13 protein-coding genes are annotated in these 19311 nt (G+C 41.8%); 4 read left to right on the top strand and 9 right to left on the bottom strand.

What is annotated here, in order from left to right; genetic code table 11:
• The first annotated feature begins 236 nt into the window (after positions 1-236).
• Positions 237-2681, top strand: coding sequence for a heavy metal translocating P-type ATPase (locus L1765_RS06445; RefSeq protein ID WP_236405831.1), 2445 nt, complete (start codon positions 237-239; stop codon positions 2679-2681).
• 28 nt (positions 2682-2709) lie between these two features.
• Positions 2710-2940, top strand: coding sequence for a copper chaperone CopZ (gene copZ, locus L1765_RS06440; RefSeq protein WP_236405830.1), 231 nt, complete (start codon positions 2710-2712; stop codon positions 2938-2940).
• A 112-nt stretch (positions 2941-3052) separates the two neighbouring features.
• Here copZ and rnr read toward each other — a convergent pair whose 3' ends face one another.
• From rnr to L1765_RS06395, 9 genes are all read right to left on the bottom strand, one after another.
• Positions 3053-5326 (bottom strand): ribonuclease R, encoded by a 2274-nt coding sequence (gene rnr, locus L1765_RS06435; RefSeq protein ID WP_236405829.1) that lies wholly within the window; start codon positions 5324-5326, stop codon positions 3053-3055.
• Positions 5327-5410: 84 nt separating this feature from the next.
• Positions 5411-6112 (bottom strand): alpha/beta hydrolase, encoded by a 702-nt coding sequence (locus tag L1765_RS06430; protein WP_236405828.1) that lies wholly within the window; start codon positions 6110-6112, stop codon positions 5411-5413.
• 138 nt (positions 6113-6250) lie between these two features.
• Complete coding sequence (gene secG / locus L1765_RS06425; protein ID WP_236405827.1) at positions 6251-6484, bottom strand: preprotein translocase subunit SecG; 234 nt, start codon at positions 6482-6484, stop codon at positions 6251-6253.
• A 240-nt stretch (positions 6485-6724) separates the two neighbouring features.
• On the bottom strand, positions 6725-8014 hold the full coding sequence (eno, locus tag L1765_RS06420; RefSeq protein ID WP_236405826.1) for a phosphopyruvate hydratase: 1290 nt from the start codon (positions 8012-8014) through the stop codon (positions 6725-6727).
• A 48-nt stretch (positions 8015-8062) separates the two neighbouring features.
• Positions 8063-9604, bottom strand: coding sequence for a 2,3-bisphosphoglycerate-independent phosphoglycerate mutase (gpmI, locus tag L1765_RS06415; protein ID WP_236405825.1), 1542 nt, complete (start codon positions 9602-9604; stop codon positions 8063-8065).
• An 18-nt stretch (positions 9605-9622) separates the two neighbouring features.
• Positions 9623-10390 (bottom strand): triose-phosphate isomerase, encoded by a 768-nt coding sequence (tpiA, locus tag L1765_RS06410; protein WP_236405824.1) that lies wholly within the window; start codon positions 10388-10390, stop codon positions 9623-9625.
• Between the two features lie 41 nt (positions 10391-10431).
• The gene (locus L1765_RS06405) at positions 10432-11613 is read right to left on the bottom strand and encodes a phosphoglycerate kinase (protein WP_236405823.1); all 1182 of its coding nucleotides are present in this window, start codon (positions 11611-11613) and stop codon (positions 10432-10434) included.
• 201 nt (positions 11614-11814) lie between these two features.
• Positions 11815-14568: a glycoside hydrolase family 15 protein gene (locus tag L1765_RS06400; protein WP_236405822.1), complete on the bottom strand. Its 2754-nt coding sequence runs from the start codon at positions 14566-14568 to the stop codon at positions 11815-11817.
• A 110-nt stretch (positions 14569-14678) separates the two neighbouring features.
• A complete protein-coding gene (locus L1765_RS06395) occupies positions 14679-17018 on the bottom strand; it encodes a CBM35 domain-containing protein (protein ID WP_236405821.1) in 2340 nt (779 codons plus the stop codon).
• A gap of 239 nt (positions 17019-17257) precedes the next feature.
• Between L1765_RS06395 and L1765_RS06390 the strand changes: the two genes are divergently transcribed.
• Both L1765_RS06390 and L1765_RS06385 read left to right on the top strand, forming a co-directional pair.
• Positions 17258-18142 carry a carbohydrate ABC transporter permease gene (locus tag L1765_RS06390; protein ID WP_236405820.1) on the top strand — a complete coding sequence of 295 codons (885 nt, stop codon included), beginning with the start codon at positions 17258-17260 and terminating at the stop codon, positions 18140-18142.
• Positions 18142-18969 carry a carbohydrate ABC transporter permease gene (locus tag L1765_RS06385; protein WP_236405819.1) on the top strand — a complete coding sequence of 276 codons (828 nt, stop codon included), beginning with the start codon at positions 18142-18144 and terminating at the stop codon, positions 18967-18969. The genes L1765_RS06390 and L1765_RS06385 overlap by 1 nt, the downstream gene beginning before the upstream one ends.
• Positions 18970-19311: the final 342 nt, after the last annotated feature.

Genomic DNA, 19311 nt, shown 5'->3' with positions numbered 1-19311 from the left:
AACTACTCGTAAAGCCGCATAAGCGGCCTTTTTCTTTTCATACCCAATTTAACACACTCCCCAACTTTCCTTGTTACAACAGATATATATATACCATTACCAGGTATTATATTAACATAATTGAGATATGATGTTATAATAAATCTTGTATAAAACATATTTTTAAAAAAATATTTGCAATACCCTACATAGGTATTGTATAATGATTCTTGTAATCTGAAAGGAGGAGCATGTTTATGGGAGCACCCAAACTAGATGCAAATGCATCCAGACAGATATCCCTGAAAATTCATGGGATGACCTGTGCCAACTGTGCTTTAAAGATTGAAAAAAATTTAAAGAAGCTTCCCGGTGTCTCAGATGCCAACGTCAACTTTGCCGTGGAAAAAGCTACGGTGATATATAACCCCGATGAAGTGGGTCCTGCTCAATTTGAAGAAAAAATTGAGAAATTGGGCTATTCGGTGCCGAAATCCAGGGTAAAGTTAAAATTGGTCGGGATGACCTGTGCCAATTGTGCACAAAAGATTGAAAAGAAACTAAACAGTCTAAACGGCGTTTCAGCAGCTACCGTTAACTTTGGAATGGAAATGGCGATGGTGGAATATAACGAAAGTGTTATTAGTGTTGCCGAAATGAAGCAGGCCGTTGAAAAATTAGGGTACGAGGCTTTCTCTGCTGACGAAGAAGGCTCGGCCGATGCGGAAAAGGAAGCCAGAGAACGGGAAATTGCAAAGCAAAAGAAACTGTTTATCTTTTCTGCTATCCTCTCTGTGCCTCTTGTTCTTTACATGTTTGCAGAGATTTTCAAGTGGAACCTTCCGGCGATATTCTTTAACAAATATTTTCAGCTAGCCTTGGCAACACCCATTCAATTCTATGCCGGATGGCAGTTTTATGTCGATTCTTACCATAACTTGAAAAACAAGTCCGCCAATATGTCCGTACTGATTGCCATGGGAACCTCAGCCGCTTATATTTATAGTGTCCTTGCCACATTCTGGGGAGATGTCATCGGGGAAACGGCGGTTTATTATGAAACCGGAGCCGTCATCATCACCTTGATTATTTTAGGTAAGCTCCTTGAAGCGGTTGCCAAGGGTCGTACTTCTGAAGCCATCAAAAAATTGATGGGGCTGCAAGCAAAAACGGCCCGTGTCATTCGCAATGGTGAAGAAATGGATATTGCCATCGAAGACGTGATCGTGGATGACATTATTGTTGTTCGTCCCGGAGAAAAAGTTCCGGTTGATGGAATCATCGTGGAGGGTTCTTCCAGTTTGGATGAATCCATGCTCACAGGAGAAAGCATTCCTGTTGAAAAGAAAGTTGGAGATGAAGTGATTGGAGCTACCATCAACAAGCATGGTACCTTTAAATTCCGGGCAACAAAGGTAGGAAAAGATACCGCCCTTGCTCAAATCATTAAAATTGTAGAAGATGCCCAAGGATCAAAAGCTCCGATCCAAAGAATGGCAGACAAGATTTCATCCATCTTTGTACCAGCGGTTGTGTTGATTGCTGCCCTTACCTTTACGATCTGGTATTTGGTTACCGGCGATTTGACCAATTCCCTTCTTTACGCAACGGCCGTTCTGGTTATTGCCTGCCCATGTGCCTTAGGTTTGGCTACCCCAACGGCGGTCATGGTGGGTACAGGTAAAGGGGCGGAAAACGGAATCCTAATTAAAGGCGGAGAGCACCTAGAAAATGCTTACAAAACTCAGGTAATCGTTCTGGACAAAACCGGAACAATCACCAAAGGAGAACCTGAACTGACGGATATCATTTCTCTATCCAACGAATGGAACGAAGAAGAATTGCTGAGAATTACCGCTTCTGCCGAAAAAAATTCCGAACATCCATTGGCTGAAGCTATTGTGGCAGGTGCAAAAGCCAGGGGATGCCAATTGGTGGATCCGGAATCCTTTCACGCGATTCCTGGACATGGAATTGAAGCTACGGTAGAAGGAAACCATATCTACGTCGGAACCAGAAAATTAATGAAAGAAAAGAATATCTCTTATGCCGAATATGAAAAGGATATGGAAAAACTGGAGAATGACGGAAAAACGGCAATGCTAATTGCTATAAATCATCAATTGATCGGTCTGGTAGCTGTTGCTGATACCGTAAAAGACACTTCAGCCGTGGCTATCGCATCCCTGCAAAAAATGGGACTGAGGGTAATGATGATTACCGGTGATAATGTCAGAACAGCCCATGCCATTGCCCGCCAGGTAGGACTTAAGCCGGAGGATGTCTTAGCCGAAGTTCTTCCTGAGGACAAAGCTTCCAATGTTGAAAAGTTGAAAAATGAAGGCTACGTAGTAGCTATGGTTGGCGACGGAATCAATGATGCTCCTGCCCTGGCTACTGCCGATATCGGAATTGCCATTGGCACAGGTACCGATGTTGCCATGGAGGCAGCCGATATCACGCTCATGCGGGGAGATTTACGAGGCATTGTAGCAGCCATTCGCTTGAGCCGTCAAACTATGAGAAAAGCAAAACAAAACCTGTTCTGGGCGCTCATTTATAATACATTGGGTATACCCATTGCTGCCTTAGGTTTCTTAAGCCCCGTAATTGCCGGAGCTGCAATGGCTTTCAGTTCGGTATCCGTTGTAACCAACTCAACGTTATTAAAACGCTTTAACCCCATGAAAGGGTTTAAATAAAAACAATTATCTTAAGGAGGAGTTTATCATGGGATGCTGCAGTAGCAACAATGAAACAAAAATAACATTAACCGTAGAGGGAATGACATGCGGACACTGTAAAAGCAGTGTAGAGAAAGCTCTAAGAGAATTAGATGGAGTAAAGTCTGCTACCGTTGACCTCGGAGCTAAAAAAGTAGATGTCTCCTATGACAGCGGCAAAGTAACGGTCGATGCCATGAAGGCAGCTATTGAAGAAGCCGGTTACGAAGTTGCCTAAATGAATCAGATATTTGAAAAGGGAAGAACATTTCGTTCCTCCCTTTTCTTTTTTAAATAGGTTTTTTCCATTCTTCATAAACCTTTCTTTATTCCCCTTTTTTTCTTTTGGCTTATTTCCTTACTCCTTTACCCTTTTTTCCCTTTCCCTTCGTTTTTTTCTCCCTTAAACCAGCCTGCTTTTTTAAACCAATCTTCTCCCTTGCAGCCTTCTTTTCCGGTTTAATGATTTTGGGCTGTTTTTTCCCCATTTTACCAGACCTCTTCCTGGTTCCAACTAATTCAAAGTCTATCGTTCTTTCTTCCACATTAACATCAGCTACTCGAACCGTCACCTGATCTCCAATACGGTAAATTTGCCCTGATCTTTCTCCAATTAAGGCATATTGCTTCTCATTAAAATGATAATAGTCATCCGTTAAATAACTGACGTGGACCATCCCCTCAATGGTATTGGGCAGTTCAACAAACATGCCAAATGAGGTAACACTGCTGATAATTCCTTCAAATTCCTCACCAATTTTCTCAACCATGTATTCCGCTTTCTTTAGATCATCGGTTTCTCTTTCCGCATCAACAGCGATTCGTTCCCGATCGGAGGATTGCTTGGCGATCAGCGGCAACTTTTCTTGCCAATAAGATATCCGATCTGATGAAAAACCTCCCTGATTCACCCACTCCCGAATCAAACGGTGTACGATAAGATCAGGATACCGGCGGATAGGAGAGGTAAAGTGGGTATAAAACTCGGCAGATAAACCAAAGTGGCCCAAACTTTCCGCTTCATATCTTGCCTGTTTCATCGACCTTAACATCACTGTGCTGATTACCACTTCCTCCGGCTTTCCTTTTATTTCCTCGAGAAGTTGCTGCAGTGAGCGGGGATGAATCCGATTGGCCGTTCCTCTTACCACATAACCGAAATTGGTGATAAACTCCAAGAAACTTTGAATTTTGTCAGCGGCGGGTTCTTCATGTATTCGGTAAATAAATGGGATCTTCATCCAGTAGAAATGTTCTGCAACGGTTTCATTTGCGACCAGCATAAATTCTTCTATGATTTTTTCTGCAATGGATCGCTCTCTAAGGCCAACATGGGTAGGTTTCCCTTCCTCATTCACTTCAATTTTTGCTTCGTTAAAATCAAAATCGATGGCTCCCCGATCCATTCTTTTTTTTCTCAATTGAAGGGCCAAGTTCTCCATTTCCTGAAACATGTCTACTAAGTCGGCATACCTGTCCATCAAATACGGATCCTTATCTATCAAAATCTTGCGAACATCGGAATAGGTCATTCTCTCATTGGTTCGGATTACGCTGGGATAGATCTCATGCCGGACCAGTTTCGTATGTTCATTAAATTCCATGTCACAGGTAAGGGTTAACCTGTCCACTTTCGGATTGAGACTGCAGATTCCATTGGATAACCGATGAGGGAGCATCGGGATTACCCTATCCACCAAATATACGCTTGTCCCCCTTAAAAAAGCCTCCTTGTCCAGGGGCGAACCTTCCTTTACATAATAACTAACATCGGCAATATGTACACCCAAGAGGTAATTTCCATTCGGCAGTTTCTCCAAAGACACGGCATCATCCAAATCCTTTGCGTCTGCCCCGTCAATGGTGACCATCCGCCGATTGCGAAGATCCCTTCTCCCCTGCAAATCAGATTCTCTAATGGTATCAGGAATGGACTCCGCTTCAGCCATTACTTCTTCCGGGAATTTTTCAGGTAGCTGATATTTTCGGATAATGGACAAAATATCTACTCCCGGATCATTTTTATGACCCAGAATTTCAATAATCTCCCCTTCAATCCCTTTCCTTTTTTCAGGATACTGGGTTATCCTAACCACTACTTTATGACCATCAACTGCTCCAGCCGTTGCTTCCTTTGGAATAAAAATATCCCGATTCAACCTTTTTTCATCGGGTATGACGAATCCATAGTGTTTGTTATCTTGAAACGTTCCAACCACTAATTCATTATTTCTCTTCAGGACCCGTATGATTTCCCCTTCCTGTCTTCGTTCTGCCACCCTTCTGTTAATTCGGCAAAGGACCAAATCTCCGTGCATTGCTCCATTCATGTCGTTGGCATGAATATACACATCGTCCAAACCCGGTTCATCAGGTATTACGAAACCGAAGCCCTTGCTGTGGCCTTGTAATTGTCCCTTTAATAAATTCATCCTTTCGGGAACACCATATCGATTCGTTCTTGTCCGAACGATCTCTCCATTCTGTTCCAGAAGATTTAACAGTTTTACAAATTCCTTTAAGTCCGATGCCTGCTTTATCTCAAATACCTCTTCCAGTTCTTGTATCGTCATGGGACGATATGCCTTGCCCTTCATATACTCTAAAATCTTTTCTCCATTCATCACTTTTCCTCCGAACTATAATGTGGAACGAACGATTCATCACGTCCACCAGTATTTAGGTTCAACCCGTTATCCCTAGTATAGTCACTGATCAACTCTCGTAAACGGAAATAAAAACTGATCAACTCTTCTAATCACTTCTTCCTTCTCACAATCATGGCAGATGATATGTCTGGACTGAGGGAGGAAATAGATTTCTTTTATCTCCGATTGAATGGTATCATATATATATTGGGCACTTCTGGGTTCAACCAGGTCATCGCATTCTCCCTGAAGGATTAAGGTAGGAACCGTTACTTTCGGCAGATCCTGTTTTAATATTTTTACCAGGCGACGAAAATGAACGACAGATCGAAGAGGGGTCTTAGACACCTTATCAATGTATCTTTTAAAATGTTCCGGATTTCCCCCTTCCTTGAAATGTTGCTTAATGACCTCTGCAACATCTTTAAAAAGCTGTTGCGGATTCACATAAAAAACGCAAGCACTCATCATCACTAACTTCTTCACTGGATATTTGGTTGATAAATGGGCAGCAATTAACCCCCCCATGGAGAAGCCAATAAGATAAACTGTGTCACATTTAGCAGTCATTTCTTTAACCGCCTTTTCAGCCGAGCGAATCCAATCCTGCCATGTGACATCTCTCATCGATTCTTTTGAACCTTCATGACCGGCCAATACAGGAACAGAGATTGCAATTCCTTTTTTTTCAAGAAATGCGGAGAGAGGCTCTAACTCAAAGGGGCTACCGGTAAATCCATGAATGAGTACACAACCAACCATTTTCTCCACTCCTTCTTGGGCCTTAAATTTTAATGAATCCCTTTTATTTTAACAAATGATCAGAAGAAAAAAAAATGAACAAAAAACAAAAACAGCAAGTCCTTTCACTTGCTGAATGTTTTATGAGATATGAAAATTTTAACCAACCACAAAAGCTACAGCAATGGCAAAGAGCATAAACGCAACAGCCAGGATGGTGGTCAGCTTTGACAGTAATGCATCAATTCCCCGTGCTTTTTGCTTACCCATTAGTTGCTCTGCCCCACCTGCAATGGTTCCGGATAGCCCTGCGCTGCGTCCCGATTGCAACAGAACAACCGCGATCAATCCTAAAGAGACAATGATCAGTACAATTTTTAAAAAGATTTCCAACCCTTCCACCTCCTGAGACAGAAATATAAAGAAATTTCGTTCCACGGTACTCTGACTCCCACCTTTAGAAATGGGAGTCCTCGAAACACTCCGAAGATACCACAAGTAATGTACCATAGATGAACAATGAATTCAAGTCTCTCCAAAGACAAGTCAAGAAAGGAAACCCAAATTTTTTCTGGACGGAGCAAAGAATTTACGAAGCTCCATTCCTACAGGCGGGGTTTCCTCAAGAAAAAACTATTGATTTGAAAGATTATAAAATGCGTTTTTTCCGGCATATCTTCCGATATAAGACAATTCATCCTCAATACGCAGGAGTTGATTATATTTGGCTACACGATCAGTCCTTGAAGGAGCACCTGTTTTGATTTGACCGGCATTAACAGCAACCACAATGTCGGCAATGGTCGTATCTTCCGTTTCTCCAGAACGGTGGGAAATCACAGCGGTATAGCCGGCCCGTTTCGCCATTTCAATGGCGTCAAAGGTTTCAGTCAGGGTTCCGATCTGGTTCACTTTAATTAAGATGGAGTTGGCGGTACCCTGATCAATACCTTGGGATAATCGCTGGGTATTGGTAACGAACAGATCGTCGCCAACCAGCTGCACTTTATGGCCAATGGCCTTGGTTAGTTTATTCCAGCCTTCCCAATCATCTTCAGACAATCCATCTTCAATGGAAATGATTGGATATTTATCAACCAGCTCCTGATAGAATTGAATCATCTCTTCTGTGGTTCTGGTTACTCCTTCTCCTTCCAGATGATACTTTCCCTCCTTATACAATTCGGTAGCTGCCACATCAAGCGCCAAATAAACGTCTTGACCTGGTTCATATCCGGCGCGTTTGATTGCTTCCAGGATCGTTTGAATCGCCTCTTCATTGGAAGAAAGATTGGGTGCAAATCCTCCTTCATCCCCTACAGCCGTATTTAAGCCCTTTTCCTTCAGCACCGCTTTTAAATTGTGAAAAATTTCTGCTCCCATTCGCAAAGCATCGGAAAATCTTTCCGCCCCTACAGGCATGACCATAAATTCTTGGATATCCACATTATTGTCAGCATGTTTTCCGCCATTTAAAATATTCATCATAGGAACAGGAAGAATTTTTGCATTAAATCCTCCCAAGTATGTATATAAAGGAATTCCTAAGGCCTCAGCAGCCGCTCTGGCCACGGCCATGGAGACTCCCAATATGGCATTGGCCCCCAATTTTTCTTTATTTGGAGTTCCATCTAACTCAATCAGAAGTTCATCAATTCCCACTTGATCGGTTGCATCAAATCCGATAATATTGGGTGCAATCACTTCATTCACATTTTCAACGGCCTTTAAGACCCCTTTCCCTAAATATCTCTTATTGTCTCCATCGCGCAATTCCACTGCCTCGTAAGCACCAGTGGAGGCACCTGAAGGAACAATGGCCCTTCCTACGGCACCAGACTCTAAAGACACTTCTACTTCCACAGTGGGATTCCCCCGAGAATCCAATACCTCTCTTGCGTATACTTCTGAAATTATCGTCATTTTCATCTCTCTCCTTCACTTAAAAGTTTACGTATATTTTACAGTTATTTATTCCTTAATGATTAATGACTTTCCCGTCATTTCTTCAGGCTGATCCACCTGCAGCAAATGAAGAATGGTGGGAGACAGATCGGCTAATACTCCGCCTTCCCTTAATTGAACATTCTCCTTCGTAAGGATAAACGGAACGGGATTTGTGCTGTGGGAAGTAATCGGATTTCCCTGTTCATCCTTCATCCATTCTGCATTTCCATGGTCTGCTGTAATCAGTGCCACTCCGTTCTTGGAAAGAACAACATCTACCACTCTACCCAAACACTTATCCACAGCTTCCACTGCTTGAATGGTCGGTTCCATTTTTCCAGAATGGCCTACCATGTCAGGATTGGCAAAATTTAAGATAATCACGTCATGCCGTTCCTGTTCAATTTCTTTTATCACCGCATCCGTTACTTCATAGATGCTCATTTCCGGTTTTAAATCATAGGTAGCCACTTTGGGAGAATCGATCAATATCCTTGTTTCCCCTTCAAATTCCTGTTCCCTGCCTCCGCTGAAGAAGAAGGTCACATGGGGATACTTTTCCGTTTCGGCAATACGCAGCTGTTTTAATCCCTGCTGGCTTAATACCTCGCCAAGAGTATTGTCCAGGTTGGTCGGCTTGTACGCAACATATCCATCCACCGACTCGCTAAAATGGGTGAGACAGACAAAATAGAGATCATTCGGCGCTTTCGGCCCCCGGTCAAATCCCCGAAAATCCTTATTCGTAAAGGCCTGGGAAAGTTGAATGGCCCGGTCCGGCCTGAAGTTATAAAAGATCACCCCATCACCGGATTCAACCAGTCCAACGGGGTTCTGATGATCATCCACGATCACCGTCGGCATCACAAACTCATCAAAGATGCTTTTTTCATAGGATTCTTTCACTGCCTTAACAGGATCCTGATATTTGGGACCATCTCCGTATACCATGGCTTTATAAGCCTTCTCCGTCCTTTCCCATCTGCGGTCCCGATCCATGGCATAGTATCGTCCTTGCACTGTGGCCAGCTTGCCTACTCCCAGTTCATTCATTTTCTGCAGGGTTTGCTCTATGTATTGGACTGCACTATCTGGTGCTACGTCCCGGCCATCAAGAAAAGCATGGACATAAACTTTTTCAATATGGTTTCGCTTGGCCAATTCCAATAAAGCAAACAAATGATCGATATGGCTGTGTACCCCTCCGTCTGAAAGAAGGCCATACAGATGCAGCTTGCTGTTCCTCTCTTTTACGTGTTTGATTGCTCCAAGAAACGTTTCATTCTGAAAAAATTCGCCGGAGGAGATCGCTTTACTCACCCGTGTCAAATCCTGATAGACCACACGGCCTGCTCCAATATTCAGGTGGCCCACCTCAGAGTTCCCCATTTGCCCTTCCGGCAGTCCAACAGATAAGCCGCTTGCCCCCAATGTCGTATGGGGATACGTATTCCAAAGCCGGTCATAATTGGGTTTATTGGCCTGAAGTACGGCGTTTCCATCCCGTTCTTCCCTTAAGCCAAATCCGTCCATGATGATCAGGGCCACTGGTTTGATTTGTTTCATCTTCTTCCCCTCCAATTGTTACTTGGTATATTGTATTGCTTTTTCCAACAGCTGAAGAAATGACTCCGGCTTTAGACTAGCTCCTCCAACCAATGCCCCGTCAATTTCCGGCTGCGCCATGAAGGAGGCAATATTTTCCGGTTTCACACTTCCGCCATATTGAATTCTTACTTCATTGGCTACCACCTGGTCATATTGGTCAGCCACCACTCTCCGGATAAATCCAATATCGTCATTGGCATCTTCAGGGGAGGAGGTTTTTCCGGTGCCGATGGCCCATACCGGTTCATAGGCAATGACCATTTGCTTTACCTGATCGGAGGATAAACCTTCAATGGCCCGCTCCGTTTGCTTCTTAAGGATTTTCTGGGTTTCACCTTGTTCCCGCTGCTTAATAGTTTCTCCCACACAGACGATGGGGGTAAGACCATGTCGGAAGGCAGCCAGTACCTTTTTATTCACCATGTCATCCATTTCACCAAACATTTGTCTTCTCTCGGAATGGCCAAGAATGACATATTGGATTCCCAGGGCAGAGAGCATTTGACCGCTGATTTCACCGGTAAATGCTCCTTCATCTTCCCAATGCATATTTTGAGCTCCAAGGGATACCGGCCGTTCTTTTGCCATTTCTGATAAGGTGCACAAAGCAGTAAAGGGAGCACAAAGCACCGTGTCTATTTCTCCGTCGGCCGCAACCAACCCGTCAATTTCCTGAAGAAAGGCCTTCGCTTCATCGTGTGTCTTATACATTTTCCAGTTGGCAGCAATAATCGGTTTTCTCAATTCATCACACCTCCGAGATCATGTTTGTACGATAGATAGGGCTACCTATCCTGCAATACGGAAACGCCGGGCAGTTCCTTTCCTTCCATAAATTCAAGGGAAGCCCCACCCCCTGTGGAAATATGGTTAATGTATTCGGCATAGCCCCCCTCTTCAACCGCCGCTACCGAATCTCCACCGCCGATAATGGTCATCCCCTCGGCATCTGCCATGGCCCTGGCCACATTAAAGGTTCCTTGGGCAAAAAGCTCCATTTCAAAGACTCCCATGGGGCCGTTCCACATCACTAATTTTGATTCCAAAATGACTTTTCGATACAGATCAATGGTATTAGGACCAATGTCCAATACCTGCCATCCTTCCGGGATTTCCTCCACATTTACCACCTGGGTGGTGGCATCTGGGGCGAACCGATCGGCAACGACAACATCCACGGGAATAAGGAATTCCACACCCTTTTCTTTCGCTTTCTTCAACAGGGATTGGGCCAATTCTACCTTCTCTTCTTCCACCAGCGAGTTGCCAACCGGAAAACCGTTCGCCAAAATAAAGGTATTGGCTAAGCCCCCGCCGATCAACAGGTGATCAACCTTGTTCAACAGATTTTCTATCACTCCAATTTTATCCTTTACCTTGGCTCCACCAATAATGGCGGTAAATGGATGATCCGGATTAGATAGAGCTTTTCCTAATGCTTCCAGTTCCTTTTCCATTAACAATCCTGCCACTCCCGGGAGATACTCGGCCACTCCTGCCGTTGAAGCATGGGCGCGATGGGCTGTTCCAAAAGCATCATTCACATAGAGATCGGCCAACTTGGCAAATGACTTGGCCAATTCCGGATCATTTTTTTCTTCACCGGGATAAAAGCGGACATTTTCAAGGAGCAGAATATCCCCTTCCTGGAGTTCGGATACCCGATTCTCCACTTCAGGTCCAACGGCTTCAGAAGCAATGCCGATCGGAACACCCAACAGTTCACTTAATCTCTGTCCTACGGGAGTTAATCTCATCGCCTCTACCACTTTTCCTTTAGGACGTCCCAAGTGGCTGGCCAGAATAATCTTGGCTCCCTGTTCCCGAAGGTACTGGATAGTTGGAATAGCTGCCCGAATTCGGGTATCATCTGTAATGGCGCCATCCTGTAGGGGAACATTAAAATCCACCCGACAAAAGACTCTTTTTCCCTTTACATCCACATCTTTTACTGACTTTTTATTCATTGAGGGTATCCTCCTTTCATTTCCGGCAACGACATAGCAAAAGAGGAGAATCTCATTCTCCTCTGCAACCCGTCTAACGATTTCTTCTCTATTTTACTTTTTTTATCCCTCATTTGGCAATATGAGCCATAATTTGTCCCGGCCCTTTCTATAGTGTATCCCTGAATGCTTCACTCCATTCCAGGCTGTTAGGGCTGATCATTATTCAACATTGCCATAGTACCATTGTTCTCCCGATGTCATGACACGATAATGCAGAGCGATTACATCGTCTTCGGACCAATTCAAGCTATTTGGATCTTGTCGAACAAGTACAATATTCAAGTTGCTGAAATCACCGGTACTAACCGATCCGGTGCTTGAGAATTCGGAAAGCGGAATGGCCATTTCAATATTCCCGGAATTCGGATCCCATTGGGGTTTGATTACACCGGAAACAAACTGATCAAATGTCCAATTCCCGCCACTTACATAGAACTTCGCAAAGGTGTCGGAATCACTCCAGCGCCCCACCATGTACTGCATGGGTCGGTCAAGGGAACCACCATACATTCCGTTGCTACTGGATTTTGCAGTACCGCCTTTGAAATCATCCGCATATACCAGCATTGCAAAACGAGGAGGTGTGTTAAATCCGGACAGTTGACCACTTTGATTTTTTATCCTGACATACAAGTTATTCGTGTCATTTGAAACATAAATTTTAGCAATATCGGTATCACCGGAACCTGATGCAGTATCTCCTATCTTGTCATGATAATATGGTACATTACTCCACTGTGGCAAATCACTCGCTACATTGGTCGTCACATTTATCGTTTTATAAGCCCCTGAATTAAATTGAGGCGGAATAATACGCAGATCAGCCCTACCCTCATACGCTAAAGCTGTAACAACAAACCACGCGGCTGTAACCGGCTCAACCATGGTGCTTGGCAGAGGTTTTAAAGTAATGCGTGATACGGCTTCCCCTTGCGCCATATACCCTGCTGCCATTCGAGAAACCATCCATTTCAGGTATTGTAAGGCAGTTCCATATTCCCCTCTGTATATATGATGAAGAGCAACGTATGCACTCATTTGCGGCCAGGTAGGTTCATCGCTTAACGCCTCATTACCGGCCGGGCTAAACGGAGCTGTATAATAGAACGTGTCCCCGTCATATCGAGCAATGCCGTAATTGTCTTGCTGCAGGTTAGTTTTAATTTTGTTTACGTGACTGTTTGCCCTGGAGGAATCAGCATCTACCACTCCATAAACGATCAGAGCATTAGATGAACCATCTACTAAAGTTCTCGGCGTACCATCCAAATTAACAGCTCGATTGTAATAGCCGCTGTTTACATTCCAAAGCCCTGACGGATTCCAAGTATCCTCCTTTTGAATGTTGGATCTTATTTTACTTGCTGCACCGTTATAATCATCTGCCAAGCTAAATAAATTCTTGGCTCTTGCCATGTACTGTGCAGCATCTAATCCGGCCACATACAATCCTTGAGTAAACGCATTATATTCTATTTGTTCTTCCCAGATACTCGCATCCTCCTCACCGAATCCGTAAGGATCAGAGCCAAGATTGGACCATACGAAATCAGCTGACTTTCGATATTTATCCCATATGTTGTTTAGAAAAGCAGTATCTCCGGTCATTTTGTAATGCTGATAGGCTCCAACTAAGAAAATACCAATAGAATCATGCTCCGGTTCAACAAAAGGGACGTAGGCATTGGTCCAGAAATCAAAGGTTGTTTTAAAAGTCCCATCCGATTCTTGACGATCCTGCAACCAATACCAATATTTTTTCGCTTCATCGTGGAAGCCGGCTTGGTCCAATATCATTGCAGTAACCGCAGAGTCTCTGGCCCATACCTTATAGCCATATGCTATGGGATTGGTCGTGGCAGGTGTAGCACCATAAGTAGGATTGATGGAGTTTTTGATGGTAACCAATGCCCTTTTGTATGCTGTATTGATTCCCTGATCCGCAAAATTTACATTCTTCCCCCCGCTTAGCCAATTGGTGTAGGAATTCGCTGTTTGCGTAAACCAATATTGTGGTGTTTGAGCCAAAGCTCGATCTACTGAACTTTGTGCATTTGATAACGTATCCTGAACAGTTGCCACAAAGGAAACAGAAACAGAACTATTTCCCGGAATATTTACTAAGTCCTGAAAAGCTATACTTATATCAACAGCGTAGACTTCACCATTGTTTTTGACCGTTCCATTATTATCAAAAGTATACCAAGGAGCAACATCGTTTTGGGTAATGTCGGATTTCGTATCGTCGGCCACTTGATATCCATCGACTGTTTGAAATGCGCCTAATGCCAGGTAATATTGACCGGAACTACTCATATCTACAAATAAAGTATTTCTAGTATTATCGTACCATCCATGTTGGACATTGTTCGTTCCACCTATTGACTTATTGTTTACATGGATCTGCTCAAGCACATTGAAGTTAATCGCACTGGTTCCATTGTTAGTAAAAGTATAAGTAGCGATTAAAAAATCTTCGTTTGGCACCATGGCAAAATCTTTTTCTACAACAATAGGAAGGCTGCTGCCGCTGTAAGCTAAATATCTTGTTTGAAGAATTCCCTGTTCATCATAATAAGCTTCCGAGGCAAAGTTATTTGGTTGAGTATATTTTACCATGTTTGACTCATCGCGAAAAAAAGAGGAGTAATCGTTAATTTGATTGGTGGCATAGTCATTATCAATTCTCATTTCTCCGATTCGCGGCCCATAGTTTCCGGTGTCTGTTTGCGCCAACTCGCTTGCCATCCAAATATTGACGGCATCCTTCCAGTTGGACATGTATAAGCTAGTCACGGATTGATCGGTTGGCAGAGTATGAGACGTGGCAAGGGAGTTAGGTGCCCAAAACAACAAAGTAGACATTACCATGATGACGACGAGAAAACTGGATAAAATTCTTCTCCGAAACATCATTTATCCTCCTTTTGTGGAAAAAGGGACATGAATCAAGAATATGTCCCTTTTTTCCAAAGCTTTAATTTTAATTGATTGTTAAAAACTCCATCTGAACTAATTCTTCTTTATTGTTTTGAAATGATAACATCATCAATTTGCAGAGAAGTATTCCCGTCTGCATTAAGGTAGAAGCCTAAATCAAGCTGTCCGTTTGTAATATTTACCGTCGTGTTAATTTGTTGCCAATTTGCACTTGGTGAGAAGTTAACATTAATCTGACTTCCACCATAGTTGCTTAATTCCATTCTTGAATAAGTAGGGTCCACGCCAGAGTATGCTTGCAATTTTACCCATGCACTTACATTGTAACTACCATTTGGAAGGTCATTAAATATTTGGTGAACGCTTTGTTCATAAGGCGAAGTATTCCAGAAATACAATTTATAGTTTCCACTGTGAACATCGTAAGAGTCAACCCCATATGAAGCAACTTGACCTGTCGGGTGCCATTCAATCCAACCAGTAATATCCCCAGTTTCAAATCCAGGATTTACAACACGATTGACCGGTTGAGGGGTACGGTTATCCAATTCAATATAATCTAAATTAAATGCACCTAAATCATCTGAATTACGAGATATGGTAATTAGATTTATTCCCTGTGAGAGCGGAATGGTTAGATTTGCATTTCCCCATGTGTCCCAATTGTTTAGATTTGGCAATGAAATTTTTCCGGTTCCAAGTATATTGTTTACTTCATCATTAACAGTATAAGTAGCAGTGCTGGTATAACCCATTGCATTTGCGTATCTAAGATTTAAATTATAGTTTCCTGTACTAGTCGCCTTTACTGCAAATACAACATTTGAACCCTCGGACCCTGATTCCAGTTTGTCAATAAATCCTTCCCCTGAATACCCTAGATGATTATTGTTGAAGTTAGCTCCATCTCGGAAAGTTGCTACTTCTGCTTCATATCGGTTTATCGTTGGGTCAGGATTGTTCGGTATAATTTTTACAACACTCACATCATGAGGGTTAAGTGTTACGGTTTGGTTGGTTTTAAATCCAAGATCTGTACTTGACCATAAGTCTCTTACAGACGCACCATTAGTAAGTCCCAGTATGGAAGCAAAATCTATCGACTGAACTTTTGTGTTATCCGATCGGTTAAATAATGCGGCTACCCAATTTCCATCAGAGGTCTGCCCTATCCATCTTTCGGTATCGCGGCTCCCTGTATCAGGTGAACCTGATGTTGTAGGCTCATATGCATTTCCGTTATAGTAAATTGGCTTTCCTACAAATCCATCTTGATTTAATGCAATTAATTCCTTGTTTTGATAATATTTCGAGTTATTCCCTATGGTGTCATATTGATCCGCAATAGCAATAGGAGAACCCGCCATCGTATATAAAGATACAGCAGATTTTCTTTCATAATCTGCATAAGGACCTGTAAATGTATTCATTCGCAAAAAATCTCCGTCTAGGATCATAGACCCTCTGCCAGATATGTCTGAAAATCCGGTAAACCCTTGGAATGGATTAGCCCATTGAGACCAATGATCCTGCCAAGTTTGTCTCAAGTCCCCAAAACTACCTTGACTAAGCTGCTCCCATCCACCTGTAGCAACATCATCAGCAATCCGAATCATATCGCCATATTTTTTCTCTACATTTGCATGATTATAGAGATTTGGCATTACAAGACTAATCGTCATGTCAGTCCCGGCAGCTTCTTCTATCCAACTTAATGCTGTTTCATAGTTCGATGAGCCATGAGCGATTGCTCCGGAAGGAGCGCCTGCTGCTGTTCCTGACTCATACCAAGACAAGAAATCGATACGTAAAAATTTTACTCCCATATTTTTAAAATAATTCACATATCCTTGTATATATTCTTTAGCTCCAGTCTTTGTCACATCTACCCAATAAAGCTGCTTTTCCGGATCTGGATTCCCGTTAAAGAAGTCTCCGGAAGTAACTATACTACTAATAGGGGTGCTGGTTCCTATGACAACTTTGGCCGGATCATTCACAGCGGCTTGAGTTACCCATAGCGGATTATAATACACTCCCATTTTCAAACCTTTTTGTTCGACATAGTTTACCCAATATTGCCAATCATTTGTCCAAGAATCATTGTAACTAAGAATATATCCATTTTGATTGGTTTTCGTAGAATCTTCAATCCAACCGTCCGTGCTAACCATATCGTACCCATAAGATTTGAAGTTATCAGCTATCCAATCGATGTTTGCTTGCCAACGTGATTCTGTTAATGGACTATCTGTAGTAAACGGATACTCATAGCCAATCCAATACATTGGACCGGATCCGTTTCGTATAGGTGTACTATCTCTTGCTAAAACGGTTTCAGTTCCTACTAATGCCAGCAACGATAAAGCTAACAAAACATTCCCTACTCGACCCGCGATTTTCTTTGCTTTCCAGATGGACATTGCATCTCCTCCCAATTAATGAATTAAAAAAAGAAAATCAGTAGTGTGATCGTTTTCATCATAGTTTAATTCATTATAATTTTCGCAATGTTCAATTAACCATGGATAATATTGAACACATGGGTGGAATTATTTGCGTTCAATATTTTCCACCGTTCAATATTTTCCACCCTTGTGAACAATTTAATCTGTGTTTCTTTAAATTTTTAATTTTTAAAATAAGGAAGGAGGTGAAATTTATGTTTAGCAAAAGAAAATTTACTCAGGCTCTAATCTATACTTCTTTTGTCGGTCCGGTTTTTTTTGTATTCAGCATGATTGTTTTAATTCCGTTTGTTTTAGGGATGTACTATTCGTTGACGAGCTGGAATGGGGTTTCAGGTACAATTGAATGGAACGGATTAAATAATTTTATTCAAATCTTTAAAAATGATTTGCAAGTGAGAGATTCGTTTTTATTTACAATCAAATTTACATTGGCCTCTGTATTTTTTACGAACTCGCTTGGATTTCTTTTAGCCTTACTGTTAACACAAAAGCTTAAAGCAAAAAATATATTGCGAACGGTTTTTTTTATACCCAATCTAATTGCCGGCCTCCTATTAGGATTTATATGGCAATTTATTTTTGTTAAAGGATTTGCGGCAATAGGAGAATTGACCGGTTTTTCATTGTTTCAATTACCTTGGTTGGGTGATGCAACGACTGCCTTCTGGGGAATTGTTATTGTAAGTGTATGGCAGGGTGCCGGATATGTGATGGTTATTTATATTGCGGCAATATTAAATATTCCTGATGAAGTGATAGAAGCAGCACGTATTGATGGAGCAAATGGTTGGGATTTATTAAAATATATAATCTTGCCTTTAATCAGGCCAGCGATTACCATTTGTTTATTTTTAACAATTTCTTGGGCATTTAAAATATTTGATCTTAATTTCTCATTAACAGGCGGAGGACCATTTAAATCTACAGAATCCTTGGCAATCAATATCTATACGGAAGCATTTGTGAACAATCGATATGGATTAGGGGCTGCTAAAGCATTCTTATTCTTTGTTGTTGTTGCTACAATCACAACTTTACAAGTTCTCTATACAAAAAAGAAGGAGGTTGAAGCTTAATGGAACAAAGATATACGAAGCGAGTTCTTATTCTTGAGATTGTAACTATCCTATTAGGATTAATCTTTTTGATTCCATTTTATTTTATCATTATTAATTCTTTAAAAAGTTTTTCAGAGATCCTCTTAAATACTGCCGCATGGCCTAAAGAATTCCAATGGAATAACTATGTAGAAGCCTGGAGACGCCTTCAATACCCAAAGGTATTTTTAAACTCTCTATTAATTACCGTGTTTAGCAATCTTGCAATTGTCGTTTTTTGTTCCATGGCTGCGTATCGTCTAGTAAGATCACCAAATAAGATAAGCAAAATTATCTTTATCTTATTTATTTCGGCAATGGTTATCCCTTTTCAGTCAATTATGATTCCATTGGTTCGGGTTACCAGTCAGTTGGGGTTGTTAAATAGTATCCCGGGAATTGTAATCATGTATCTTGGATTTGGAGCTGGGTTTTCTATTTTTCTCTATCACGGTTTTATTAAATCTGTACCGCGGGAAATAGAAGAGGCGGCAATTGTAGATGGATGTTCTTCCTTCGGTGTATTCTGGCGAATCGTTTTCCCTTTATTAAAACCGATCACTGTGACGATTATCATATTAAACAGTTTATGGATTTGGAATGATTTTCTATTACCCTTATTAGTTCTCCAAGATCAGAACTTAAGAACAATTCCATTAGCCACTTTTTTCTTTTTTGGCCAATATACGAAGCAATGGGACTTGGCTTTAGCAGCCTTAATATTAGGGATTATACCCCTTCTTATCTTCTTCTTCTTTCTGCAACGGCATATTATTAAGGGGATCATAGAAGGGTCAATTAAATAATGGTATTGATAGAGAAGAATCAATATTTTCCACTTCTTTAAACAATATCTTGCGTGTTAGAGATTCTGTCTGCTTTATATAATCGGAATATATAGACGGAACTAAACTTACATGACCCGAAGGGTCACAAATTCTCATGAAAATAATTCCATCCAGTAGTTACCTAGTTACTATATCATCGTCATCTTCTCATAATGGAAATTGAACAGGGGAATGGTAAGTCGTAAATCTTTATGGTGGTAGCAATATCAGACCCCGCGAACTAAACGGACAGCATCGATCATTGAGCACAAATTCCTGTTGCTGCGAGCACGAATATCAAATTACTGTTTGTCTCTGATC

The sequence above is a fragment of the Microaerobacter geothermalis genome, assembly GCF_021608135.1.
Classification (GTDB): Bacteria; Bacillota; Bacilli; order DSM-22679; family DSM-22679; genus Microaerobacter; species Microaerobacter geothermalis.
This window is presented reverse-complemented; position numbering and strand designations above follow the sequence as displayed.

Bases quoted from the DNA above. Each gene is read 5' to 3' on its own strand.
- L1765_RS06445 (WP_236405831.1), top strand. From the start codon at position 237: ATGGGAGCACCCAAACTAGATGCAAATGCATCCAGACAGATATCCCTG.
- copZ (WP_236405830.1), top strand. From the start codon at position 2,710: ATGGGATGCTGCAGTAGCAACAATGAAACAAAAATAACATTAACCGTA.
- rnr (WP_236405829.1), bottom strand. From the start codon at position 5,326: ATGAATGGAGAAAAGATTTTAGAGTATATGAAGGGCAAGGCATATCGT.
- L1765_RS06430 (WP_236405828.1), bottom strand. From the start codon at position 6,112: ATGGTTGGTTGTGTACTCATTCATGGATTTACCGGTAGCCCCTTTGAG.
- eno (WP_236405826.1), bottom strand. From the start codon at position 8,014: ATGACGATAATTTCAGAAGTATACGCAAGAGAGGTATTGGATTCTCGG.
- gpmI (WP_236405825.1), bottom strand. From the start codon at position 9,604: ATGAAACAAATCAAACCAGTGGCCCTGATCATCATGGACGGATTTGGC.
- L1765_RS06405 (WP_236405823.1), bottom strand. From the start codon at position 11,613: ATGAATAAAAAGTCAGTAAAAGATGTGGATGTAAAGGGAAAAAGAGTC.
- L1765_RS06400 (WP_236405822.1), bottom strand. From the start codon at position 14,568: ATGTTTCGGAGAAGAATTTTATCCAGTTTTCTCGTCGTCATCATGGTA.
- L1765_RS06395 (WP_236405821.1), bottom strand. From the start codon at position 17,018: ATGTCCATCTGGAAAGCAAAGAAAATCGCGGGTCGAGTAGGGAATGTT.
- L1765_RS06390 (WP_236405820.1), top strand. From the start codon at position 17,258: ATGTTTAGCAAAAGAAAATTTACTCAGGCTCTAATCTATACTTCTTTT.
- L1765_RS06385 (WP_236405819.1), top strand. From the start codon at position 18,142: ATGGAACAAAGATATACGAAGCGAGTTCTTATTCTTGAGATTGTAACT.